Origin of the sequence: Pseudomonas fluorescens (assembly GCF_000967965.1) — a bacterium.
GTDB lineage: Bacteria > Pseudomonadota > Gammaproteobacteria > Pseudomonadales > Pseudomonadaceae > Aquipseudomonas > Aquipseudomonas grandcourensis.
In genome coordinates this window covers 1-23,082 of record NZ_LACC01000003.1, presented here as the reverse complement: position 1 = coordinate 23,082, position 23,082 = coordinate 1, and the positions used below count along the sequence as shown (strand labels likewise).

Sequence of the window (23,082 nt, the reverse complement as noted above, 5' to 3'; positions counted from 1 at the left end):
GTGACTATGATGACAACCCAAAACAACACCCTGCCGACCCCACGCAAACCGCTGGACCTGCGACGCTTCCTCGATGACTGGGTGATGCTGCTGGCGGCCGTCGGCATCTTTATCGCCTGCACCTTGCTGATCGACAACTTCCTTTCACCGCTGAACATGCGTGGCCTGGGCCTGGCGATTTCCACCACCGGGATCGCTGCATGCACCATGTTGTATTGCCTGGCGTCCGGGCATTTCGACTTGTCGGTGGGCTCGGTGATTGCCTGCGCCGGGGTAGTCGCGGCGGTGGTGATGCGCGACACCAACAGCGTGTTTCTCGGTGTCTGTGCGGCGCTGGTGATGGGCCTGATCGTCGGGCTGATCAACGGGATAGTGATCGCCAAGCTGCGGGTCAACGCGCTGATCACCACGCTGGCGACCATGCAGATCGTGCGTGGCCTGGCCTACATCTTCGCCAACGGCAAAGCGGTGGGGGTGTCCCAGGAATCGTTCTTTGTGTTCGGTAACGGCCAGCTGTTCGGCGTACCGGTGCCGATCCTGATCACCATCGTCTGCTTCCTGTTCTTCGGCTGGCTGCTGAACTACACCACCTACGGGCGCAACACCATGGCCATCGGCGGCAACCAGGAAGCGGCGCTGCTGGCCGGTGTGAATGTCGACCGGACCAAGATCATCATCTTCGCCGTGCATGGCGTGATCGGCGCGTTGGCCGGGGTGATCCTGGCTTCGCGCATGACCTCCGGCCAACCGATGATCGGTCAGGGTTTCGAGCTGACGGTGATCTCGGCCTGCGTGCTGGGCGGGGTGTCGTTGAGTGGCGGGATCGGCATGATCCGGCATGTGATCGCCGGGGTGTTGATTCTGGCGATCATCGAGAATGCGATGAACCTGAAGAACATCGATACGTTTTATCAGTATGTGATCCGGGGTTCGATTTTGTTGTTGGCGGTGGTCATAGACCGACTGAAACAACGCTGACCACCGAAGTCTGACGGTGCAGGTGATCTCCTGTGGGAGCGGGCTTGCTCGCGAATGCGATCTGTCGGTCACATCGATGTTGGATGTGCTGATGTCTTCGTCGGATCGCCGCCCGGAGCAAGTCCGCTCCCACAGGGTTCTGCATTCACACATCGAATTGTGGTCTGGCACAGATCCTGTGGGAGCGGGCTTGCCCGCGAAGAGGCCCTTAAACTCAACACATGATCCGGCACTCACTTGCCTTGCGCAGCGCCTCAATCAATTCCTGCCTGCACATTCCTGATAGCGCAAAATTCTTCGTTCCAGCTTCTGTCCTCAAATTGGCAACTATTGACTGTCATCGTCGTCATCACCCGAGCTGCCGCTAGTGGTCGAGCCGAGTCCGCCGCTGCTGGGTGTTTTGCTGCCTGGCAAATTTATACCGCCCTGACGTCCCGCGTCATTGCCCTGAACCCGCGGGGCAGTGCCGGTGGAGGGCGGCAGGTTGTGGTCGATCGTGGTGCCATCGGTATTCATGCCGGGGGCACTCTTGATGGCGGGGGCCCTGGGTTTTTCCACCGGATTGGTCGGGCCGGTGCTCGGGCCGATGGTTTCGGCGAAGGAGGCAGCGGACAAAAGCGCAGTGAGAGCGAGGGCGGTCAACCTGGACAGGATCATGGCGGTGTCTCCAACGAGTAGAGTCCTTACCTGATTAGTACGCCCTCGACCCGGATGGGTGCACTGTTGGCGACGAACGGCTCAGGCCTGCTCCAATGCGCTAACCGCTGTGGCCCTACGCCAGATCAGTCGGCCCACGGTGATCAGCCAGTTGAGCGAGGCAACCGCCAACACCGTGAGCAACAGTGTGGGCATGCCTTGCTCGACGATGATTTTCCCGGCCAGCAATGGAAAGCCGAACACGCCGATGAAGTACGACAAGCTGAACAACAGCAAGGATTGTGCGGTGGTGCCGTTCGGCGCTTCGTTGGCGGCCAGGCCGTTGATCACCGAGTAGGTCAGGCCATAACCGATTCCGAGCATCACCGCCGCGAGTACGTAGCTGAAGCTGCTGTCGACGATAAAACCGAACATCACGATCGATGCCAGCATCAACCCCGAAAGCACGCACGACGTACGGAATGGATCGCGCTTGACCACGAACCCGGCAACCAGCATGCGGCCGCTGATCGCCGCGCTCATGAAGCCGAGGAAGAACAGCGAATAGTCGAGTGAGTGCGCCGCCGCGTAACTGGTTTGAAAGCTCGACAGACCACCGAACACGCAGCCGCCGAGACCGACCATGATGATCGGGAGCACGGCCCTGGACGACAGCACCTGAGCTGCTGCACGCCAGGAAATCCGCGACACGCTGCCAGATTGCGCGGGCGTCTGTTTCAGTTGTCGATCCAGGCGCCAGAACAGCAATACGCCGATCAGGCTGGCCAGCGCCGCCAGGTAAAACGCCGCCGTCACCGGATAACCGAGCGCACTCGCCGCACGACCGAGCAACGGGCCGCTGCCGATCCCGGTCATCATGCTGCCCGACAGCAGGGCGAAGTACTTGGCGCGCTGTGCGGGTGTCACCAGGCTCGCCACGATGATCGGCCCAAGGGTGTAGAACACGCCCCAGCCCAGGCCCAGCAGCAGTCCGAAAAACAACAGCAGGTGACCGAAGCCCGGGGTCAGGGCGAAGCCCAGGCTGGCTGCTACCAGCAACACTCCGAACAGCGCCACCGATCGGGCGGCGCCGAGCAGGTCGGACAAATGACCGGAAACAATCACCGCCGCAAAGGTGCTGAGCATCGCCGCCGAAATCACACTTCCGGCGTCGTGTTCGTTACCGCCGCGAGAACCGATCAGCAATGAGAGCAAAAAGGTCGAACCGTAGGACAACGACAACAGGTAACTGGCGAGGCAGAACAGGCCGAACAGCTTGCTTGAAACTGGGGATGTTGCGGTAGACATGACGCGGTTCCTTGACCGGCTGAATGAGCAGCGCAGGTATCTAACCACGCAGTGACCGAATGTTAGGTCTGAGGTTATCGATTCCAGGGTTAGTGTTGGCCGGAGTAATGAGCGCATTTGTGGCCAGTGAGCAAGCTCTCTCGCCACACGTCACGCGCCGACTTAGTATGGCGTTTTCCACTTTTGACAAGGCACGTCCATGACGATCGAAATCCGCCCGGCGACCCCCAGTGACGCACCGCAAATCCTCGCGTTCATCACTGAACTGGCCGACTACGAACGTGCCCGCCATGAAGTCATCGCCAGCGTTGCCGATATCGAGCGCAGCCTGTTCAGCGAAGGCGCCACCGCCCATGGCCTGATCTGCCTGCGCGACGGTGCACCCATCGGTTTCGCGGTGTTCTTCTTCAGCTATTCCACTTGGCTTGGCAGCAACTGCCTGTACCTCGAAGACCTCTACATCACTCCGGAACAGCGCGGCGGCGGTGCGGGCAAGACCCTGCTGCGGCATCTGGCGAAAATCGCCTGCGCCAATGATTGCGGGCGGTTTGAGTGGAGCGTGCTGGAGTGGAATACGCCGGCCATCGATTTCTACAAATCCCTGGGCGCGCAGCCGCAGGAGGAGTGGGTGCGCTATCGGATGGATGGGGCAGTGTTGCGGGATTTCGCAGCGGGTAACTGATCGCTTTTAAAAGATCGCAGACTTCGGGCTGCGATTTTTTTGTCTTGTCTCATAATATGGGATTGATATTTATATATTGAGATTTTGTAGCGCCAAGGTTTATAGTCCCGCTCACTCACTGCCAAAAACCAAAACAGGTGAAGCGATGCAGGCGCAATTGATCGCGCTCGACTGGGGGACAACCTCATTACGTGCTTACAAACTGGCTGAAGGTGGCCAAGTGCTCGAACAGCGCTCGCTGTCGTCGGGGATCATGCAGCTGCCGAAAGCGCCGCGAATCATTGGCGGCCGGGAATGCGCCGATGGTTTTGAACTGGCCTTCGATGAGGCCTGCGGCGACTGGCTCGATGCCCAGCCGGATTTGCCGGTGATTGCCTGCGGCATGGTCGGCAGCGCCCAGGGCTGGAGCGAAGCGGCCTACCGCGACACCCCGGCAAACGTCGCCACGCTCAGTACTTCCCTGCAAACCGTGCGCAGCCTGCGCGGCGTCGATGTGCACATCGTGCCCGGCGTCATCGAGCGTTCGCCTTTGCCGAACGTGATGCGCGGCGAAGAAACCCAGGTGCTCGGCGTGCTGCAAAACCTGGAGAGCGAGGCGGGCGCTGATCTGCTGATCGGCCTGCCGGGCAGCCATTCGAAATGGGTGGAAGTGGCCGACGGCTGCATCATGCATTTCGACACTTTCATGACTGGCGAAGTCTTCGCTGTGCTCAGTCAACACAGCATTCTCGGACGCACCCAACAATGTGGCGGGTCCTTCGATGGCGATGCGTTTGATCGCGGCGTGAAGGTCGCGTTGTCGGCGGACGGTGAAATCGGTCCGCTGTCGACGATGTTCAGTGCCCGCAGTCTCGGGCTGACCGGCGATTTGAGCGCCACCGCCCAGGCGGACTATCTGTCCGGCCTGCTGATCGGCCATGAGTTGGCGGCCCTGGCCAATGTCCAGCGGCACCGGCGCAACAGCGTGCACCTGCCTTCGATCATCCTCATCGGCAACCCCCAACTCTGTGCCCGCTACAGCCGTGCGCTCGACGCCTGCGGTTTTGCCCGGGTGACCCTGGCCGAACAGGCCACCGAACGCGGATTGTGGCAACTGGCACTGGCTGCCGGCCTGGTCACGTGCACCGCATCCCGTTAAACCTGACTGGAGTCCTGACATGCTCAAACAAGCCCTGGCGCAAAACGGCCTGATCGCGATCCTGCGCGGCCTGTGCCCGCAGGAAGCGGTGGCCATCGGCGAAGTCCTGTACGCCGCCGGATTTCGCGTCATCGAAGTGCCGCTCAATTCCCCTGAGCCGTACGAAAGTATTCGCATCCTGCGCAGTACCTTGCCCGCCGATTGCCTGATCGGTGCCGGCACGGTGCTGACGCCGGAACAGGTCGAGCAGGTGAAAGCCGCGGGCGGCCAGGTGATTGTCATGCCCCATAGCGATCCGAAGGTCTTGCGCGCGGCGAAAGCGGCGGGGCTGTACCTGTCGCCGGGTGTCGCCACGCCGACCGAAGCCTTCGCGGCACTGGCTGAAGGCGCGGATGTGCTGAAGATGTTCCCGGCCGAGCAGATGGGCCCGGCAGTCGTCAAAGCCTGGCTCGCGGTGCTGCCGGCCGGAACCCTTCTGGCGCCGGTCGGCGGGATCACGCCGGACAACATGCAGTCGTTCATCGACGCCGGCGTCAAAGGTTTCGGCCTCGGCTCCGGTCTGTTCAAACCGGGCATGACACCCGCGCAAGTGGCGGCCAATGCCAAGGCCTACGTCGCTGCCTGGAAAGCCCTTCGCTAAGACTTCTTTGAGCGCCGAGCGCGCTGCATCTAATAAGAGAGCCAAAAGATGAAAATCATCAAACTGACCACCTTCATCGTTCCGCCGCGCTGGTGCTTCCTCAAGGTCGAAACCGACGAGGGCGTCACCGGTTGGGGCGAGCCCGTGGTCGAAGGCCGCGCCCACACGGTTGCGGCTGCCGTTGAAGAATTGTCCGACTACCTGATCGGCAAAGACCCGCGCAACATCGAAGACATCTGGACCGTACTCTACCGCGGCGGCTTCTACCGTGGCGGCGCGATCCACATGAGCGCCCTGGCCGGTATCGACCAGGCCCTGTGGGACATCAAGGGCAAGGCGCTGGGGGTGTCGGTCAGCGACCTGCTGGGTGGCCAGGTGCGGGACAAGATTCGTGTGTATTCGTGGATCGGCGGCGACCGTCCGGCGGACACCGCGCGCGCGGCGAAAGACGCGGTCGAGCGTGGTTTCACCGCAGTGAAAATGAACGGCACCGAAGAACTGCAATTCCTCGATACCTTCGACAAGGTCGACCAGGCTCTGGCCAACGTCGCCGCCGTGCGCGATGCCGTCGGCCCGAACGTTGGCATAGGCGTGGACTTCCATGGCCGGGTGCACAAGCCCATGGCCAAGGTGCTGATGAAGGAGCTTGATCCGTACAAGCTGATGTTCATCGAAGAGCCGGTGCTGAGCGAAAACTACGAAGCGCTGAAAGAGTTGGCGCCGCTGACCAGTACGCCGATCGCCTTGGGCGAACGGCTGTTCTCGCGCTGGGATTTCAAGCGCGTGCTCAGCGAAGGTTACGTCGACATCATCCAGCCGGATGCGTCCCACGCTGGCGGCATCACCGAAACCCGCAAGATCGCCAACATGGCCGAAGCCTACGACGTCGCGCTGGCGCTGCATTGCCCGCTGGGCCCGATTGCCCTGGCGGCGTGCCTGCAACTGGACGCGGCCTGCTACAACGCGTTCATCCAGGAGCAGAGCCTGGGCATCCATTACAACGAGAGCAACGACCTGCTCGACTACGTCAAAGACCCACGGGTGTTCGACTACGACAAAGGCTTCGTGAAGATCCCGAACGGCCCGGGCCTGGGCATCGAGATCAACGAGGAATACGTGATCGAACGCGCCGCCATCGGCCACCGCTGGCGCAACCCGATCTGGCGCCATGCCGATGGCAGTTTTGCCGAGTGGTGAGTGATCTCTGATCCACCACAAATCCCCTGTAGGAGCGAGCCTGCTCGCGATGGTGTGTCAGTCGACATCAATGCTGAATGACACACCGCTATCGCGAGCAGGCTCACTCCCACAAGGGGGCTGCGTCAGTCTTTAGAACGACCTCAATAACCATAAGAAGAGGCACCCCCCCCATGCAACCGCAAACCCTCACCGGGCAGGCGTCGTTGGTGACGCCCAGCCGCAAGCGTTTTTTCATCATGGTGCTGTTGTTCATCACCGTGGTGATCAACTACCTGGACCGCAGCAACCTGTCGATTGCCGCCCCGGCATTGACCAGTGACCTGGGCATCGACCCGATCCACGTCGGCCTTATTTTCTCCGCGTTCGGCTGGACCTACGCTGCCATGCAGATCCCCGGCGGCTGGCTGGTGGACCGTGTGCCGCCACGGATTCTGTACAGCGTCGCCTTGCTGCTGTGGTCGGTGGCCACGGTGATGCTCGGCTTCGCCGGCAGCTTCATCGCGCTGTTCGTGTTGCGCATGGCCGTCGGTGCCCTGGAAGCGCCGGCCTATCCGATCAACAGCCGCGTGGTCACCACCTGGTTCCCGGAGCGCGAGCGCGCCACGGCCATCGGTTTCTACACCTCCGGGCAATTCGTCGGCCTGGCTTTCCTGACGCCGGTGCTGGCCTGGCTGCAGCACGAGTTCGGCTGGCACATGGTGTTTGTCGCCACGGGCGCGGTGGGCATTCTGTGGGCGGTGATCTGGTACGCGGTGTATCGCGAGCCTCGGGATTTCAAAGGTGCCAATGACGCGGAAATCGACTTGATCCGCGAGGGCGGCGGGCTGGTGGATATCCAGGCCGAACAGGCCAAGGTCAAAGCCAAATTCAGCTGGACCGACCTGGGTATCGTCCTGACCAAGCGCAAGCTCTGGGGCATTTATCTCGGGCAGTTCTGTCTCAATTCGACGCTGTGGTTCTTCCTCACATGGTTCCCGACCTACTTGGTGAAGTACCGCGGCATGGACTTCATCAAGTCCGGCCTGTTGGCATCGCTGCCGTTTCTCGCCGCGTTTATCGGTGTGCTGTGTTCCGGTTTCTTCTCGGACTTTTTGATCCGTCGCGGTTACACGGTTGGTTTCGCACGCAAGTTGCCGATCATCAGCGGCCTGCTGATTTCCACTTCGATCATCGGCGCCAACTTCGTCGAGTCGACGCCATTGGTGATTGCCTTCCTCGCGCTGGCATTCTTCGGCAATGGCCTGGCTTCGATCACCTGGTCGCTGGTATCGACCTTGGCTCCTGCGCGCTTGCTCGGGCTGACCGGCGGGGTGTTCAACTTCATCGGCAACCTGTCGGCGATTGCCACGCCTATCGTGATCGGCTTCCTCGCGACGGGTGATTCTTTTGCCCCGGCAATTACCTACATCTCGGTGCTGGCGTTGATTGGCGCACTGTCCTACATCTTGCTGGTGGGCAAGGTCGAGCGTATCAAGTTGTAGTCGTGGCACGCGGGCGACCATAATGCCGCCCGTTCACTCGCTCAACGGTAAAGGCTGGATATGCAGGAAGACGCCCCAAAAATCGCCAAGGACGCCGCGCCGACCGGCACCCAGACCCTGCTTCGCGGGTTGGGTGTGGTTCACGCCGTGGCCAGCGGCGCCCGGGATCTCAAGGAAATCGCCCGGCTGATCGGTACCACGCGCAGCACCACCCATCGGCTGGCCAGTTGCCTGGTAGACGAGCGTTATCTGCGGGTGGTGCCGCAAGTCGGTTATCTGCTGGGGCCGAAACTGATCGAGTTGGGCTTTCAGGCCCGTGAAGAGTTGCCATTGGTGACCCTGGCCGGGCCGTATCTGGATGAGTTGTCGGCCTTGACCGGCGACACCATTCACCTGGCGATTCGTGAAGGCGACGAAGTGCTGTACCTGCACAAGAATCCGGGGCGCAATGGCCCGGAAATGCGTTCGCGGGTCGGCCATCGCATGCCGTTGGCGCGTACCGGGATCGGCAAGGCGCTGATGCTCGATGATTCGCCGCAAGAGTGGCAGCGCCTGTACGACGTCAGCCTGCCGGTGGGTGGGAAAAACCAGTTCTGGCCTCAGCACCTGGAGCAGTCCTGGGAGCAGTTCGAGCAGCGCATGGTCGAGTACGTAGCTGGCGGTTATGCCTTCGACCTGGAAGACAATGAACCATCGATCCGCTGTGTAGCCGCGCCGATTCGTGATGCCAGCAAACGCATCGTCGCCGGTATCAGCATTGCCAGTACCGTGCCTTACATGCCGCTGGAAAAAATGGCCGAGCTGATTCCCCTGATCAAAGGGGTCACGGCCCGGCTGTCGGCGGAGCTTGGCCTCAAGGTTTAAACCTTGAGGGTCGCCATGTCGATGACGAAGCGGTACTTCACGTCACCGGCAATCATGCGGGCGTAAGCCTCGTTGATCTGGCGGATGTCGAGCATTTCGATGTCGCAGGTGATGTTGTGCTCGGCGCAGAAATCCAGCACTTCCTGGGTTTCGGCGATGCCGCCGATCAGCGAGCCGGCGAGCACACGACGCCCCAACACCAGTTTGGCGGCATGCACCGGCGGCTCCACCGGTTCGATCAACCCCACCAGGATATGCACGCCGTCGAAACGTAGCGTATCGAGGTATGGGTTGAGGTCGTGCTGCACCGGAATGGTGTCGAGCAGGAAATCGAAGTGACCGGCGGCGGCCTGCATCTGCGCGTCATCGGTGGACACGATCACGTGGTCCGCACCCTGGCGGCGCGCCTCTTCGGCCTTGCTTGCCGAACGGGTGAACAGCGTCACTTCGGCGCCCATGGCCTTGGCGAACTTGATGCCCATGTGGCCCAGGCCACCCATGCCGAGAATCCCGACCTTGTCACCAGCCTTCACGCCATAGTGCTTGAGCGGCGAGTAGGTGGTGATGCCGGCGCACAGGATCGGCGCGGCGCTGGCCAGGGCCAGTTTCTCAGGGATGCGCACCACGAAATGCTCGCTGACCACGATGCTGTCGGAGTAACCGCCCATGGTGTTGCTACCGTCGACCCGGTCCGGGGTGGCGTAGGTCAGGGTCGGGCCTTCGAGGCAGTATTGCTCCAGGTTGGCCTGGCAGGCTTCGCAGCTGCGGCATGAGTCGACCATGCAGCCGACACCGACCAGATCACCGACTTTGTGTTGGGTGACTTTCGCACCGACGGCGGTCACCTTGCCTACGATTTCGTGGCCAGGCATCAGCGGGTAAACGGCAATGCCCCACTCGTTGCGGGCCTGATGGATGTCGGAATGGCAGACGCCGCAGTAGAGAATCTCGATGGCAACGTCGTCAGGCCTTGGGCTGCGACGTTCGAATTTCACGGGGGCAAGGGGAGTGGTGGCCGACTGGGCGGCGTATCCGATGGCGGTGTACATGGTGAACCTCGCAAAAGCGCTGACGGGTGAGGTGGCGCATTCTGGGCGCCGAACCCTGTACCGGCCATGGCGATTCCTCCGGGTGTCATGCCTATTCCTCCGGCATGCGGGTGCGAGCCGTCGTATTGGGCAGCGGATCTGCGATGATGCTTTCGTCCCTTTTTCCGTGACTTTTTTGTGACTTTTTTTGTGAAGAGCCCCCGATGCTGTTAACCCGTCACCTTGATGCCAATGCCACCCTGGTTTCGCTGATCGAGCCGCTGTCCACTCGCGACGGCTTCGTCCCCACCTCGTTGTCGGGCGTGCAGGTTCTGCGGGCCAGTTGCGATGTGGCCCGTGGGCCGCAGATCTATGAACCGAGCCTGGTGATCATCGCCCAGGGCAGCAAACTGGCGTACCTGGGGCCGCGCACCCTGGAATATGGCGCAGGGCACTATCTGATTCAGGCGCTGCCGGTGCCTTTCGAGTGTGAAACCTTTGCCGCGCCGGACGGGCCAATGCTGGGTGTTTCCGTCGCGATTGATCGGGTGATGCTGGGTGAACTGGTGTTGGCGATGGGCCTGGCACCGGGGCGGCATATTCCGGCGCAAACACCTGAGTCCATGACCTCGGCAGTGCTCGATGACGCCATGCGTGGTTGTGTCGAGCGGCTGCTGCGTTGCCTGCACGATCCGCTGGAATGCCAGATCATGGGGCAAGCGCGCCTGCGCGAGTTGCTGTTCGTCGCCTTGCGCGGTCCGCAAGCCGATGTGTTGCGAGCGCTGGTGGAGCAGCAGGGGCAGTTCGCCCGGATCGCGGCGTCCCTCAGCCATCTGCATGCGCATTTTGCCGAACCGCTGAACGTCGAGACCCTGGCCAGTTGCGCGAACATGAGTGCGTCGACCTTTCACGAGCATTTCAAGCGCAGCACCTTGTTGTCGCCGGTGCAGTATTTGAAGCGATTGCGTCTGCTCAGGGCGCAGCAGTTGTTGCTGGGCGAGGGATTGGGCGTGGCGCAGGTGGCGCATCGGGTCGGGTATCAGAGCACGTCGCAGTTCAGTCGCGAGTACAAGCGGTACTTTGAGCGTAATCCCGGAGACGAGCGCGCAGCCTGATATACCGATAAACCCTGTAGGAGTGAGCCTGCTCGCGATAGCGATTTATCAGCCGACATCGTAGCTGACTGACAGGCCGCTATCGCGAGCAGGCTCGCTCCTACAGGGGGCAGTGTTTTGTCCTGAATTGCACGCAACAAAAAGGCCCCCGTTTCGGGAGCCTTGATGTTCGCGGTTCGGCTTACATGTTCGGGTAAGTCGGGCCGCCGGCACCTTCCGGCGCCACCCAGGTGATGTTCTGTGCAGGGTCCTTGATGTCGCAGGTCTTGCAGTGCACGCAGTTCTGGGCGTTGATCTGGAAGCGCTTCTCGCCGTCTTCCTTGGTGATCACTTCATACACGCCAGCCGGGCAGTAACGCTGTGCCGGCTCATCGTACAGCGGCAGGTTCTTGCTGATCGGGATGCTCGGATCGGCCAGCTTCAGGTGGCACGGTTGCTCTTCTTCGTGGTTGGTACCGGAGATGAACACCGAGCTCAATTTGTCGAAGCTGATCTTGCCGTCCGGTTTCGGGTAGTCGATTTTCTTGCAGTCGGCCGCCAGTTTCAGGCAAGCGTAATCCGGCTTGGTGTCGTGCAGGGTGAACGGCAGTTTGCCGCCGAAGATGTTCTGGTCGAGCCAGTTGAAACCGCCACCGACGATGGCGCCGAACTTGTGGATCGCCGGGCCGAAGTTGCGGCTGGCGAACAGTTCTTCGTAGAGCCAGCTCTTCTTGAACGCGTCCACATAAGTGGTCAGCTCTTCGCTGCTGTCCTTCTCGGCGAACAGCGCGTCAGCCACGGATTCAGCGGCGAGCATGCCGGACTTCATCGCGGTGTGGCTGCCTTTGATCTTGGCGAAGTTCAGGGTGCCGAGGTCGCAACCGATCAGCGCGCCGCCCTTGAACACCATTTTCGGCAGCGAGTTCAGGCCGCCCTTGCAGATGGCACGTGCGCCGTAGCTGATGCGCTTGCCGCCTTCCAGGTACTGAGCAAGCACCGGGTGATGCTTGAGGCGCTGGAACTCGTCGAACGGCGACAGGTAGGTGTTGCTGTAGGACAGGTCGACGATCAGGCCGACAACCACCTGGTTGTTTTCCAGGTGATAGAGGAACGAGCCACCGGTGTTCTCGGTGCCCATGATGTCCATCGGCCAACCGGCGGTGTGCACCACCAGGCCTGGCTGGTGCTTGGCCGGGTCGACTTCCCAGATTTCTTTCAGGCCGATGCCGTAGTGCTGGGCATCAGCGTCAGTGTCCAGGTTGAAGCGCTTGATCAGCTGCTTGCCGATGTGGCCACGGCAACCTTCGGCGAACAGCGTGTACTTGCCACGCAGTTCCATGCCAGGAGTGTACAGGCCTTCCTTCGGGTTGCCTTCGCGGTCAACGCCCAGGTCGCCGGTGATGATCCCGCGCACCACGCCGTTTTCGTCGATCAGCGCTTCCTGAGCGGCGAAACCCGGGTAGATTTCCACGCCCAGGTTCTCGGCCTGCTGGGCCAGCCAGCGGCACAGGTTGCCCAGGGAGATGATGTAGTTGCCTTCGTTGTGCATGGTCTTGGGCACAAAGAAGTCTGGAATTTTTTGCGCGCTTTCAGCGTTCTTCAGAACGAAGATGTCGTCGCGGGTGACGGGGGTGTTCAGCGGCGCGCCGAGTTCTTTCCAGTTCGGGAACAGTTCGTTCAGGGCCCGTGGTTCGAACACGGCGCCGGACAGGATGTGAGCACCGACTTCGGAGCCTTTTTCGACCACGCAGACGCTGATTTCCTTACCGGCTTCAGCGGCCTTCTGCTTCAAGCGGCAGGCGGCGGAAAGACCAGCGGGGCCGGCACCGACGATGACCACGTCGAATTCCATGTATTCGCGTTCCACAGGTTATCTCCTACTCAAGGCTCAACAGTTTTTTTTCTAATTTGGAAGTCGGGTGTCGCATCCATGAATCCCGGCGCAACGCCGGAAGAGGACAATCGATTGACCACCTTTCTCTTTTGGTGGCGCATTATATCTACACCACTCTCAGCGTCCAATACAAACGTTTGTTTGAATTGGCTCAAAGCCAGAGAAATCAAAGTCACGCGCCTTATGAACGGCCATTTTGGCGTATTGACCGGAATAGGCGTTCCGGTCAAGATACGGGCGGTTTTGCGCTCGCCGTAGGCTGACTGTTGGCTTCAAGAGCACCTCTAAAGACAGGGCGATAGCAGTAGAGAGTGATGCGCTGCGCGGGTTTGATACGCAGTTTACACGCCGCGATGTTGAATGACTCGTCAGTCACCACTGACGAACGGTCATCCAGATCATGAGCGATGGTCACTTGACAGCTTTGCCGGCGTTTTTGGAGGTGCCCTTGCGCCCGATGAGCATCAACCGCCAGGTTCGCCTAGGCGACTTTCTTTTCACCGGAGAGTAACGAGGAATCCATGAAGGTTCTTGTAGCTGTCAAACGCGTTGTGGATTACAACGTCAAGGTTCGCGTCAAGGCGGACAATTCCGGCGTCGATCTTGCCAACGTCAAGATGTCGATGAACCCGTTCTGCGAAATCGCCGTGGAAGAAGCCGTACGCCTGAAAGAAAAGGGTGTTGCGACTGAAATCGTCGTCGTCTCCGTAGGCCCGTCTACCGCTCAAGAGCAACTGCGCACCGCGCTGGCTCTGGGTGCCGACCGCGCCATCCTCGTCGAGTCCGCCGAAGATCTGACTTCCCTGGCTGTTGCCAAACTGTTGAAAGCTGTTGTCGACAAGGAACAGCCTCAGCTGGTGATCCTTGGCAAACAGGCCATCGACAGCGACAACAACCAGACTGGCCAGATGCTTGCTGCATTGAGCGGTTACGGTCAGGGCACGTTCGCTTCGAAAGTCGAAATCAGCGGCGACAGCGTAGCTGTTACCCGTGAAGTCGACGGCGGCGCGCAGACAGTTTCCCTGAAACTGCCGGCCATCGTCACCACCGACCTGCGTTTGAACGAGCCGCGCTACGCGTCTCTGCCAAACATCATGAAAGCCAAGAAGAAGCCTCTCGAAGTGCTGACTCCGGATGCTTTGGGCGTTTCCACCGCCTCCACCAACAAGACCGTGAAAGTCGAAGCGCCGGCTGCACGCAGCGCGGGTATCAAGGTCAAGTCGGTGGCTGAACTGGTCGAGAAACTGAAAAACGAAGCGAAGGTAATCTAATCATGACTATCTTGGTAATCGCTGAGCACGACAACAAGGTTGTGGCTCCTGCCACCCTGAACACCGTTGCTGCTGCCGCCAAAATCGGTGGCGACATCCACGTTCTGGTTGCTGGCCAGGGTGTTGGTGCCGTGGCTGAAGCCGCTGCGAAAATCGCTGGTGTGAGCAAAGTGTTGGTAGCTGACAACGCTGCCTACGCGCACCAGCTGCCGGAAAACGTCGCTCCTCTGGTTGCAGCTCTTGCCCAGGAAGCAGGGGCTGCGGGCTACAGCCACATCCTGGCTGCTGCTACTTCCAACGGCAAAAACATCCTGCCGCGCGTTGCCGCTGCCCTGGACGTTGACCAGATCTCCGAGATCATCTCGGTAGAAAGCGCTGACACCTTCAAGCGTCCGATCTACGCCGGTAACGCCATCGCTACCGTTCAGTCGAACGCTGCGGTCAAGGTGATCACCGTGCGTGCCACCGGTTTCGACCCGGTTGCCGCTGAAGGTGGCTCCGCTGCCGTTGAAGCCGTTGCTGCTGCCCACGACGCTGGCATCTCCAGCTTCGTTGGCGAAGAACTGGCCAAGTCCGATCGTCCGGAACTGACCGCTGCCAAGATCGTCGTTTCCGGCGGCCGCGGCATGCAGAACGGCGACAACTTCAAACACCTGTACGCCCTGGCCGACAAGCTGGGCGCTGCCGTCGGAGCATCGCGCGCCGCGGTCGACGCAGGTTTTGTTCCCAACGACATGCAGGTCGGTCAGACCGGCAAGATCGTTGCTCCACAGCTGTACATCGCCGTCGGTATCTCCGGCGCGATCCAGCACCTGGCCGGCATGAAAGACTCCAAAGTGATCGTTGCGATCAACAAGGACGAAGAAGCGCCGATCTTCCAGGTGGCCGATTACGGCCTGGTGGCGGACCTGTTCGAAGCCATCCCAGAGCTGGAGAAGCTGGTCTAATCCGGCTGCTTCACTTATAAAGAGCCCGGCCTTTTGGTCGGGCTTTTTTTTTGTGTTTTTTCTGGTGGCATAACCGGGTATGAGTGGAGTGTGTAGCCATGGATCTGCGCTTTGTGTGGAGCTTGCTGGGATTGACGCTATTGCCGGCGCTGTCTGTCGCCGCAGGCAAATGCGAACGCCTGGTGGTCACCGGCAGCCCGGACGCGCCGCCGTACCTGTGGCAAGACCCGCAGAATCCCAAATACTTGATCGGTGCCAGCGCCGATTTGCTGCAGCAAGTGGCGGGGGAGTTGGGGCTCAAGGTCGAACTGCTTTATGCCGGAAAACGCAGCCAGGCCCTGGACGAAGTGGGCAGCGGGCGCATGGACATGCTGGCGGACGCGACGTTGACCGTCAGCGAACTGGAGACGCTGGACTACATCCATCCAGCCTTGCTGGAAAACGACTATCTGGTCTGGACTCGCAAGGACTCGACGCTGGTCTACAACGAAGTGCAGGACCTGCACGGCCATCCCGGTGCCGTGTCGGAAAAGGCCCGATTGACCCCGCAATTCAGCACCTTTGCCGGACAGCAACTGACCCTCACGCACACGTCCAACCTGACCCAGGCCTTTCAGAAGCTTTTGTTGGGCGAGGTCGAGTTTGTACTGGCAGGGCGTTACTCGGGCATGGCGACTGCACAGACACTGGGCATGGCCGCTGACCTGATCGCTCGCTCGCAACCGGTCGACAAGCCTGGCCTGTACCTGGCGATTTCCCATGACTCGGCCTGCAACGATCCGTGGTTGCGCGGACAGTTGGCCAAAAAGATGACAGAATTGCCCGCGTCCGGACTGACGGAAGCCGTGCTGATGCGCAATATCGAGCGCTGGAAATCACAACGCTCACAACCACAGCCAATCCCCCCGCAACAACCCGTCAGTACCCCAAAACAGTAAGGATTTTCAGTGAGTATTCGACTTCTTTTCGCTGCCGTGGCCTTTGCCGCCCTGGCGGGTTGTGCAACCGATCCTGCGCCGAATGAACAGATTCGCCTGACCGAACAGGCACTCGAACAGGCCAAGGCCGTGGGCGCCACGGCAGACGATGTGCCGGAAATGAAACTGGCCGAAGACAAGTTCAACCGCGCCAAGGGCAACATGACCGATCAATCCTTCAAAAACGCACGCATGCGGGCCGAACAGGCCGAACTCGATGCGCGCCTGGCTGAAGCCAAGGTGTTGACGGCCAAGAGCGAGGAACAGTTGAACGTGCTCAACACCCGCATCGCCCGCCTGCGCAAGCAACTGGGAGATGCCGAATGAACCTCAAGAGCAAAGCCCTCGGCGGTTTGATCCTGGCAGGCTGCGCGAGCCTCTTTGGCTGCGCCAGCCAGCACAGCGAGACTGCATTGCAGCAGGCCGGTGCCGACTTTCAGAAGGTCAAGGAAGACTCCAATGTGCTGCGAATCGCCCCCAAGGACGTGATTCGCGCCGGTGAGTCCCTGGCCCGTGCCGATCGCCTGTCCAGCTATTGGGGCAGCGGTTCGGACGTGGTGCATTACGCCTACCTGAGCCAGCGCTATAGCGCCATTGCCCGGGAACACACCAATCAGGTGCTCAACGAAGAGCAAGCGGCGAAACTCGAACTGGAACGGCAGCGTCTGCAACTGGCACTGCGTGAATCCAAACTGTTCAGCGTGCAGCAGCAAGGCAAATGGCTCGAAGAGCAGATCCTGGCGTTGACCACCAGCCAGACCGACCGCGGGCTGGTAATGACCTTGGGCGACATGCTGTTCGACACGGGCGAAGCGGAATTGAAACCGTCCGCCAACCGTGTGGTGTTGAAGATCGTGCAGTTCCTGCAACTCAACCCCAAGCGTGTGGTGCGGATCGAAGGTTATACGGACAGTACCGGGGGCAAGCAGGAAAACCTCAAGCTGTCCCGCGACCGCGCACAATCGGTGGCTGACGTGCTGATGGACCTGGGCATCGACGACAAGCGCATCCAGGTCGAGGGTTATGGCGACGAGTATCCGGTGGACGCGAATGCGTCGGAACGGGGTCGGGCGCAGAATCGTCGGGTGGAAATTGTGTTTTCCGACGAAAAGGGCCAGCTCGGCGCTGCCCGCTAAGGGTTGCGTCGCTGGAAAGCCCGGCCTGCCATGCAGCGCCGGGTTTTTTTTGCCTGCCGATCACCGCACAAAACAGTACAGATTTTGCTGACACCGCACTGTACGGTCGACTATTGTGGCAACTGTCCCCGTACACTTCTAAACTGTTCCGGTATTGTTTCACACAAGAATAAAATGCCCGTGAAATCGAGTGCTGCGTCATGACCAATCTTTTGCTCTATCAACGTATTGCTCAACAACTGGCCGAAGACATCCGCCGTGGGGTCTATCAACCGGGAGAGCGCGTGCCTTCGGTGCGCAAGATGAGCTCGCAGCTCAATGTCAGCCATGCGACGGTGTTGCAGGCGTATGCCAATCTCGAAGATCAGGGGCTGATCCGCGCCCGGCCGCAGTCGGGTTACTACGTGCACCAGACGCCGGCACTCACCGCGCCGACGCCGGACATCGCCCGGGTCGAGCGCCCCGGCCTGGTCACCCGCAGCAGCATCATTCAGCAAGTCCTGGTCGAATCCCGTCGTGAAGGTGTCTTTCCGCTGGGCGCTGCGGTGCCGAGTGTCGACTATTTGCCGGTGCGGGCACTGCATCAGCAATTGGCCAAGGTCACCCGTTTCCATAGCCCGCGGGCCTTCAGCTACATGTTCAGCCCCGGTTTCGAACCGTTGCGCCGACAGGTGGCGATCCGCATGCGCGATGCCGGCGTGGTGGTCGATCCGTCGGAAGTGGTGATCACCCACGGCTGCGTCGATGCGCTGCAGATGTCCTTGCGTGTGCTGACCCGTCCGGGCGATCTGATCGCGGCCGAGTCGCCGACCTATTACGGGTTGCTGCAACTGGCCGATCTGTTAGGCCTCAAGGTTATCGAGATCCCCAGCGATCCTGCCACGGGCATGAGCCTGGAAGCCCTGCAACTGGCGGCCAACCAATGGTCGATCAAGGCGTTGGTGTTGACCACCCGTCTGAGCAATCCATTGGGCGGTACCATGCCAGAGGAGCGGCAGAAACAATTGCTGCGCCTGGCGTCGGACTTCGATATCCAGATTGTCGAAGACGATATCTACGGTGAGCTGATGTTCGAGCAGGGGCGCACCAAGTCCCTCAAGGCCTACGATCGGCTGGACCGGGTGATCTATTGCTCAAGCTTCTCTAAAACCCTGTCGCCTGGCGTGCGGATCGGCTGGATGATTGCCGGCAAGTATCAGCAGGAGATCCAGCGCTTGCAGACCTTCAGCACGCATTCCGCGTGCAGCGTGACCCAGATGGGCATTGCCGCTTACCTGGAAAATGGCGGGTATGACCGGCATTTGCGCTTCATCCGTCAGGAGTACCGGAAAAACCTCAGTGCCTTCCAGCTGGCCGTGCAGCAGTATTTCCCTGAAGGCACGCAGATGACCCGGCCTACCGGCGGCTTCATTCTGTGGGTCAGTCTGCCGGGGCGGGTCAACACGCAAGAGTTGCACGTGCGGGCATTGCAGCAGGGCATCAGTATCGCGCCGGGACTGATCTTCAGTAATACCGAGCAATTCAATCACTGCATCCGGCTCAACTGCGGCATCCCGTGGAACCGTGAAGCCGAGCGCGCATTGATGACCCTGGGCATGCTGGCCACCCAAATCTGCCAGGAGATGGCTGGCGGTTTGTAACGGGCTGCTACTGCGCTTGTCTTGTGGGCTGCAACAGGCGAGCATATGCATCTCTGCCGTTTGCACCCACCGTGGGATACATGAAACCGACTTTTCCTGCCGCCTGGCTTTTGCTCTGCCTGATTGCGAGTATTCAGCCGGCATCCGTCGTGGCCGCTACCGAACAGGATCAGCGGACCACCGGCAGTTTCCATGTCGCACCGATAGAAGCCGCACCTGCGAAAAAAGCCTCGGCGATCAGTAAGCAGGCTGCGCCCGTGAAAAAACATCCGCCCATTGCCTCCAAATCGAAACCGGCCAGCGAGGTGGTAAAGGCCGAGCTTCCATCTGCCAGGCTGGACCTGAGCTTGCCCAAGGATATGGTTCAGGAACTGAAGCCGGTCGGAACGGTGCCGTTGGTCAGGCGCGAGCCGTTGTTACCCCAGATGTTCGGTGACAAAAGCGATAGCAGCCAGTTCCAGCTCAACGGCCGGCTGATCAGCAATGAAATGCAGCTGCAACTGCGAAATGAAGAGCGCCGCGAGGTCGAAGGTGCGGCACTGGATTTCGAGTTCAAGCAGTAACTTCATCCCGATCCGCGAACCGCAGACCAGACGCTTTGTCGGAGACTGCTCGGTCATGCTCGGTTGAGTTGAAAAACCCGCTCGCAGGTAATTTAAAACAACTGTTTTAGCGGGTACTCTGTGCCCCGTCCTTTAACACATCGCTCGTCGCGAGGAGCTTGTCGTCATGAAATGCCGTGAGGGCTGTGGCGCTTGTTGCATAGCCCCTTCCATCAGTTCACCGATTCCCGGTATGCCCAATGGCAAGGCCGCGGGGCAGCGTTGCCTGCAACTTTCCTCCGATAACCTGTGCAGTATTTTCGGCCAGCCGGAACGGCCGGCGGTGTGTTCTGCCTTCGAGGCCGACCCCGAGGTGTGCGGAAGCAGCAGCGAAGAAGCCATTCGGCTGATTGGCTGGTGGGAGCAAATGACGGCGGCGTGATGTGTGGGCTTGCACCTCCGATCACCTCCGAAAAACCTGAAGGTGATCGGAGGTGCAAGCCCAACGAACGGAACTTCAACAATAAGGAATAAAATTATGGGTTCGCTGCATCGTATGGCTGTGCTGTGTGGTTTGACGGTTGTGCTGGCTACCTCGACGGCCCAGGCCGAAGACTGGAAAGTCAAGAAAGACGAAGACGGCATCAAGATCTCCCTGAGTGAAGTGGCCGGCTCCGACTACAAGGCCTATCAGGGCGTCACGCTGATGAAGACCACCATGGCCAAGCTGCGTGCGTTGCAGGAAGACGTGCCTGGAGCCTGCGCCTGGATTCACGAATGCAAAACCCAGAAGCTGCTCAAGCACGAAGGTGACCAGAGCTGGACCTACACTCAGTTCAACACCCCGTGGCCGGTTACTCCCCGAGATTCGGTGTTGCACGTCACCACCATCGAAGGCGCCGATGGCAGCCTGACCCGCAAGCTCGAAGGCGTACCGAAATACATTCCTGAAGAAAAAGGCTTCGTCCGGGTCGCCAAGGTCGACGGTTTCTGGAAGTTCGTACCCAAGGGCGACCAGATCGAAGTGACCTATCAGGTGCACACCGAGCCGGGCGGCAGCGTGCCGTCGATGGTGGCCAACAAGTTCGTGGTGGATGCCCCGTTCAATACCTTGAAAGCCCTCAAGGAACGCGCCGAGAAGTAACTGTGTCGCTCTTTTGAGATGACTTCATAACGCCCCGACTCGATCGGGGCGTTTGCGTTTTTGAACGGTGCGCAGGCTTTAATTTGTTTCCGGATATGCGTTGCACGAAATTTTCACCAAGTCTCCAAGACAATTCGCCGGCTCTCCCGTCACGCGTTGCGTATTGCTGGATGCAGGATGAAAGAGTCGGGATGAGGGTAGTTATCAATGGCAATGCTGCCGTTGATCGTGCAACATTTGCGCACCGCGCAAACCCCCAGGCCTGGTACGGGCCGAAAAGAGGGCAAGGCGCAGCTGTATTTTTGAAACTTCAACTTCCAATGGGTCCTAAAACGACATGGCAATCCCGGACGCCCTGAATCAGCAGCGAGCTTCTAGTCGCCTGCTGCAACCGACCGTCAAATCGCATCTGTCCTACACGCTGTTGTGTGCCCTGGTCATGATGGTCATGTTCAGCCTGCTGCGCGTCGCGCTGCTGGTTTACAACCGCTCGATGATCCTCGACACGCCGGCCTCGACCTTCCTCGAGGCATTCGCCAACGGTCTGCGTTTCGACCTGCGCCTGGTGGTCTATCTCAGCATTCCGTTGCTGCTGGCACTGTTCAGCGCCCGGGCCATGGCGGCACGCGGGCTGTTCCGTCTCTGGCTGACGGTGGTCTCCAGCATTGCGCTGTTCCTGGGCCTGATGGAGATGGACTTCTATCGTGAATTCCACCAACGCCTCAACGGCCTGGTCTTCCAGTACGTCAAGGAAGATCCGAAAACCGTGATGAGCATGCTCTGGTACGGTTTCCCGGTGGTCCGTTACCTGCTGGCATGGGCTGTGGGCACCTGGATCCTGAGCCTGGCATTCAAGGGCGCCGACCGTGCGACCCGTCCTCGTGGCCCGTTCAGTGGCGGCAGCATCGGCACACGCCAGGTTGCGCCGTGGTACGCGCGTATCGCGGTGTTTGTGGTGTGCCTGCTGGTTTGCGTAGTCGCCGCCCGTGGCACCCTGCGTCAGGGCCCGCCGCTGCGTTGGGGTGACGTCTATACCACCGACTCGAATTTCGCCAACCAGTTGGGCCTCAACGGCACGCTGTCGCTGGTAGCCGCAGCCAAGAGCCGGATGTCCGAAGAACGCGACAATATCTGGAAGGCGACCCTGCCACAGCCACAAGCCCAGCAAGTGGTGCGTGACATGCTGGTGCTGCCGGCCGAAAAACTGGTGGATGCCGACACCGCGGCGGTACGTCGCGATTACACCCCGCCAGCCGACAAGACCCTGCCGATCAAGAACGTCGTCGTGATCTTGATGGAAAGCATGGCCGGTCACTCGGTGGGGGCGCTGGGTGGGCCGGGCAACATCACGCCGTACCTCGACAAACTGTCGAAGGAAGGCTTGCTGTTCGACCGCTTCTTCTCCAACGGCACCCATACCCACCAGGGCATGTTCGCCACCATGGCCTGCTTCCCGAACCTGCCGGGTTTCGAATACCTGATGCAGACCCCGGAAGGCAGCCACAAGCTGTCCGGTCTGCCGCAGTTGCTCAGCACCCGTGACTTCGACGACGTGTATGTCTACAACGGCGATTTCGCCTGGGACAACCAGTCGGGTTTCTTCAGCAACCAGGGCATGACCAACTTCATCGGTCGTAACGATTTCGTGAATCCGGTGTTCTCTGATCCGACCTGGGGCGTGTCCGACCAGGACATGTTCGACCGTGGCCTGGTCGAGCTCAAGGCGCGGGAAAACGGCAAGCCGTTCTATGCCTTGCTGCAAACCCTGTCCAACCACACGCCTTACGCCTTGCCGACGCCATTGCCGGTCGAGCGCGTGACCGATCGTGGCAGCCTGAACGAACACCTGACCGCCATGCGTTACGCGGACTGGGCGCTGGGCCAGTTCTTTGAAAAGGCCCGCAAGGAGCCTTACTTCAAGGAAACCCTGTTTGTCATCGTCGGTGACCACGGTTTTGGTAACGAACAGCAGATCACCGAAATGGACCTGGGTCGCTTCAACGTGCCGATGCTGATGATCGCGCCGGGCATCCAGGAAAAATTCGGCCAGCGTGACCACACTGTGGGCACTCAGATCGACATCGTGCCGACCATCATGGGCCGCATCGGTGGCGAAGTGCGTCATCAGTGCTGGGGACGCGACCTGCTCAACCTGCCGGAAGGCGACGCCGGTATTGGTGTGATCAAGCCGTCGGGCAGCGAGCAGACCACGGCCATCCTCACCGCAGACCAGATTCTGGTCCTGCCGAAGGACAAGGACATGGCGCCGAAGTTGTATCAGTATGAATTGGGTGCCAACCCTCACGCCGAAATCATTGCTGATGCGCCGCGTACCGCCGAGTTGAAACTCAAGCTCGAAGCGTTCCTGCAAACAGCGACCAAGAGCCTGCTGGACAACACCGCTGGTGTCGTTGATGGCAAGCCGGACTAAGTTGTGACGCAATAGTAAAGAGGCCCTTCAAGGGTAATGCCAGTCAGTTAA

22 protein-coding genes are annotated in these 23,082 nt (G+C 60.1%); 18 read left to right on the top strand and 4 right to left on the bottom strand.

The features are described 5' to 3' along the window. Nucleotides 1-9 precede the first annotated feature (9 nt). The gene (gene araH / locus VC35_RS01990; protein ID WP_046037532.1) at nt 10-978 is read left to right on the top strand and encodes an L-arabinose ABC transporter permease AraH; all 969 of its coding nucleotides are present in this window, start codon (nt 10-12) and stop codon (nt 976-978) included. Between the two features lie 327 nt (nt 979-1,305). Here araH and VC35_RS01985 read toward each other — a convergent pair whose 3' ends face one another. Both VC35_RS01985 and VC35_RS01980 read right to left on the bottom strand, forming a co-directional pair. Next, nucleotides 1,306-1,635, bottom strand: coding sequence for a hypothetical protein (locus VC35_RS01985; protein WP_046037456.1), 330 nt, complete (start codon nt 1,633-1,635; stop codon nt 1,306-1,308). 81 nt (nt 1,636-1,716) lie between these two features. Next, a complete protein-coding gene (locus VC35_RS01980; protein ID WP_046037455.1) occupies nt 1,717-2,922 on the bottom strand; it encodes an MFS transporter in 1,206 nt (401 codons plus the stop codon). Nucleotides 2,923-3,121: 199 nt separating this feature from the next. Here VC35_RS01980 and VC35_RS01975 point away from each other — a divergent pair, with 199 nt between their 5' ends. The 6 genes from VC35_RS01975 to VC35_RS01950 all read left to right on the top strand — a co-directional run bounded on the left by VC35_RS01975 (nt 3,122) and on the right by VC35_RS01950 (nt 8,927). Further along, nucleotides 3,122-3,604, top strand: a complete 483-nt coding sequence (locus VC35_RS01975) for a GNAT family N-acetyltransferase (RefSeq protein WP_008047047.1) — start codon at nt 3,122-3,124, stop codon at nt 3,602-3,604. 145 nt (nt 3,605-3,749) lie between these two features. Further along, entirely contained in the window at nt 3,750-4,742 is a 993-nt protein-coding gene (locus tag VC35_RS01970; RefSeq protein ID WP_046037454.1) for a 2-dehydro-3-deoxygalactonokinase, read from the top strand. A 19-nt stretch (nt 4,743-4,761) separates the two neighbouring features. Continuing rightward, nucleotides 4,762-5,382 carry a 2-dehydro-3-deoxy-6-phosphogalactonate aldolase gene (locus VC35_RS01965; RefSeq protein ID WP_046037453.1) on the top strand — a complete coding sequence of 207 codons (621 nt, stop codon included), beginning with the start codon at nt 4,762-4,764 and terminating at the stop codon, nt 5,380-5,382. Between the two features lie 48 nt (nt 5,383-5,430). After that, nucleotides 5,431-6,579 (top strand): galactonate dehydratase, encoded by a 1,149-nt coding sequence (dgoD, locus tag VC35_RS01960; protein WP_046037452.1) that lies wholly within the window; start codon nt 5,431-5,433, stop codon nt 6,577-6,579. 173 nt (nt 6,580-6,752) lie between these two features. Beyond that, on the top strand, nt 6,753-8,063 hold the full coding sequence (locus VC35_RS01955) for an MFS transporter (RefSeq protein ID WP_046037451.1): 1,311 nt from the start codon (nt 6,753-6,755) through the stop codon (nt 8,061-8,063). 60 nt (nt 8,064-8,123) lie between these two features. Further along, complete coding sequence (locus tag VC35_RS01950; RefSeq protein ID WP_046037450.1) at nt 8,124-8,927, top strand: IclR family transcriptional regulator; 804 nt, start codon at nt 8,124-8,126, stop codon at nt 8,925-8,927. Here VC35_RS01950 and VC35_RS01945 read toward each other — a convergent pair. Further along, nucleotides 8,924-9,976 (bottom strand): NAD(P)-dependent alcohol dehydrogenase, encoded by a 1,053-nt coding sequence (locus tag VC35_RS01945; RefSeq protein WP_046037449.1) that lies wholly within the window; start codon nt 9,974-9,976, stop codon nt 8,924-8,926. The genes VC35_RS01950 and VC35_RS01945 overlap by 4 nt on opposite strands. Nucleotides 9,977-10,179: 203 nt before the next feature. Here VC35_RS01945 and VC35_RS01940 point away from each other — a divergent pair, with 203 nt between their 5' ends. After that, entirely contained in the window at nt 10,180-11,070 is an 891-nt protein-coding gene (locus VC35_RS01940) for an AraC family transcriptional regulator (RefSeq protein ID WP_046037448.1), read from the top strand. Between the two features lie 181 nt (nt 11,071-11,251). Here VC35_RS01940 and VC35_RS01935 read toward each other — a convergent pair whose 3' ends face one another. Next, nucleotides 11,252-12,916, bottom strand: a complete 1,665-nt coding sequence (locus VC35_RS01935) for an electron transfer flavoprotein-ubiquinone oxidoreductase (RefSeq protein ID WP_046037447.1) — start codon at nt 12,914-12,916, stop codon at nt 11,252-11,254. A 548-nt stretch (nt 12,917-13,464) separates the two neighbouring features. Between VC35_RS01935 and VC35_RS01930 the strand changes: the two genes are divergently transcribed. From VC35_RS01930 to VC35_RS01885, 10 genes are all read left to right on the top strand, one after another. Continuing rightward, nucleotides 13,465-14,214: an electron transfer flavoprotein subunit beta/FixA family protein gene (locus tag VC35_RS01930; protein ID WP_007945693.1), complete on the top strand. Its 750-nt coding sequence runs from the start codon at nt 13,465-13,467 to the stop codon at nt 14,212-14,214. 2 nt (nt 14,215-14,216) lie between these two features. Then, a complete protein-coding gene (locus VC35_RS01925; protein WP_046037446.1) occupies nt 14,217-15,161 on the top strand; it encodes an electron transfer flavoprotein subunit alpha/FixB family protein in 945 nt (314 codons plus the stop codon). Nucleotides 15,162-15,259: 98 nt separating this feature from the next. Next, the gene (locus tag VC35_RS01920; RefSeq protein ID WP_046037445.1) at nt 15,260-16,099 is read left to right on the top strand and encodes a substrate-binding periplasmic protein; all 840 of its coding nucleotides are present in this window, start codon (nt 15,260-15,262) and stop codon (nt 16,097-16,099) included. 9 nt (nt 16,100-16,108) lie between these two features. Then, complete coding sequence (locus tag VC35_RS01915) at nt 16,109-16,465, top strand: DUF4398 domain-containing protein (protein ID WP_046037444.1); 357 nt, start codon at nt 16,109-16,111, stop codon at nt 16,463-16,465. After that, entirely contained in the window at nt 16,462-17,274 is an 813-nt protein-coding gene (locus tag VC35_RS01910; protein ID WP_046037443.1) for an OmpA family protein, read from the top strand. The genes VC35_RS01915 and VC35_RS01910 overlap by 4 nt, the downstream gene beginning before the upstream one ends. Before the next feature lie 200 nt (nt 17,275-17,474). After that, entirely contained in the window at nt 17,475-18,914 is a 1,440-nt protein-coding gene (locus VC35_RS01905) for an aminotransferase-like domain-containing protein (RefSeq protein WP_046037442.1), read from the top strand. 80 nt (nt 18,915-18,994) lie between these two features. Further along, entirely contained in the window at nt 18,995-19,477 is a 483-nt protein-coding gene (locus VC35_RS01900; RefSeq protein ID WP_046037441.1) for a hypothetical protein, read from the top strand. Nucleotides 19,478-19,643: 166 nt separating this feature from the next. Then, entirely contained in the window at nt 19,644-19,898 is a 255-nt protein-coding gene (locus VC35_RS01895; protein ID WP_046037440.1) for a YkgJ family cysteine cluster protein, read from the top strand. A gap of 96 nt (nt 19,899-19,994) precedes the next feature. Beyond that, a complete protein-coding gene (locus VC35_RS01890) occupies nt 19,995-20,600 on the top strand; it encodes an START domain-containing protein (protein WP_008050362.1) in 606 nt (201 codons plus the stop codon). A 337-nt stretch (nt 20,601-20,937) separates the two neighbouring features. Next, entirely contained in the window at nt 20,938-23,031 is a 2,094-nt protein-coding gene (locus VC35_RS01885; RefSeq protein ID WP_046037439.1) for an LTA synthase family protein, read from the top strand. Nucleotides 23,032-23,082: the final 51 nt, after the last annotated feature.

Bases quoted from the DNA above. Each gene is read 5' to 3' on its own strand.
- araH (WP_046037532.1), top strand. From the start codon at position 10: ATGACAACCCAAAACAACACCCTGCCGACCCCACGCAAACCGCTGGAC.
- VC35_RS01985 (WP_046037456.1), bottom strand. From the start codon at position 1,635: ATGATCCTGTCCAGGTTGACCGCCCTCGCTCTCACTGCGCTTTTGTCC.
- VC35_RS01980 (WP_046037455.1), bottom strand. From the start codon at position 2,922: ATGTCTACCGCAACATCCCCAGTTTCAAGCAAGCTGTTCGGCCTGTTC.
- VC35_RS01975 (WP_008047047.1), top strand. From the start codon at position 3,122: ATGACGATCGAAATCCGCCCGGCGACCCCCAGTGACGCACCGCAAATC.
- VC35_RS01970 (WP_046037454.1), top strand. From the start codon at position 3,750: ATGCAGGCGCAATTGATCGCGCTCGACTGGGGGACAACCTCATTACGT.
- VC35_RS01965 (WP_046037453.1), top strand. From the start codon at position 4,762: ATGCTCAAACAAGCCCTGGCGCAAAACGGCCTGATCGCGATCCTGCGC.
- dgoD (WP_046037452.1), top strand. From the start codon at position 5,431: ATGAAAATCATCAAACTGACCACCTTCATCGTTCCGCCGCGCTGGTGC.
- VC35_RS01955 (WP_046037451.1), top strand. From the start codon at position 6,753: ATGCAACCGCAAACCCTCACCGGGCAGGCGTCGTTGGTGACGCCCAGC.
- VC35_RS01950 (WP_046037450.1), top strand. From the start codon at position 8,124: ATGCAGGAAGACGCCCCAAAAATCGCCAAGGACGCCGCGCCGACCGGC.
- VC35_RS01945 (WP_046037449.1), bottom strand. From the start codon at position 9,976: ATGTACACCGCCATCGGATACGCCGCCCAGTCGGCCACCACTCCCCTT.
- VC35_RS01940 (WP_046037448.1), top strand. From the start codon at position 10,180: ATGCTGTTAACCCGTCACCTTGATGCCAATGCCACCCTGGTTTCGCTG.
- VC35_RS01930 (WP_007945693.1), top strand. From the start codon at position 13,465: ATGAAGGTTCTTGTAGCTGTCAAACGCGTTGTGGATTACAACGTCAAG.
- VC35_RS01925 (WP_046037446.1), top strand. From the start codon at position 14,217: ATGACTATCTTGGTAATCGCTGAGCACGACAACAAGGTTGTGGCTCCT.
- VC35_RS01920 (WP_046037445.1), top strand. From the start codon at position 15,260: ATGGATCTGCGCTTTGTGTGGAGCTTGCTGGGATTGACGCTATTGCCG.
- VC35_RS01910 (WP_046037443.1), top strand. From the start codon at position 16,462: ATGAACCTCAAGAGCAAAGCCCTCGGCGGTTTGATCCTGGCAGGCTGC.
- VC35_RS01905 (WP_046037442.1), top strand. From the start codon at position 17,475: ATGACCAATCTTTTGCTCTATCAACGTATTGCTCAACAACTGGCCGAA.
- VC35_RS01900 (WP_046037441.1), top strand. From the start codon at position 18,995: ATGAAACCGACTTTTCCTGCCGCCTGGCTTTTGCTCTGCCTGATTGCG.
- VC35_RS01895 (WP_046037440.1), top strand. From the start codon at position 19,644: ATGAAATGCCGTGAGGGCTGTGGCGCTTGTTGCATAGCCCCTTCCATC.
- VC35_RS01890 (WP_008050362.1), top strand. From the start codon at position 19,995: ATGGGTTCGCTGCATCGTATGGCTGTGCTGTGTGGTTTGACGGTTGTG.
- VC35_RS01885 (WP_046037439.1), top strand. From the start codon at position 20,938: ATGGCAATCCCGGACGCCCTGAATCAGCAGCGAGCTTCTAGTCGCCTG.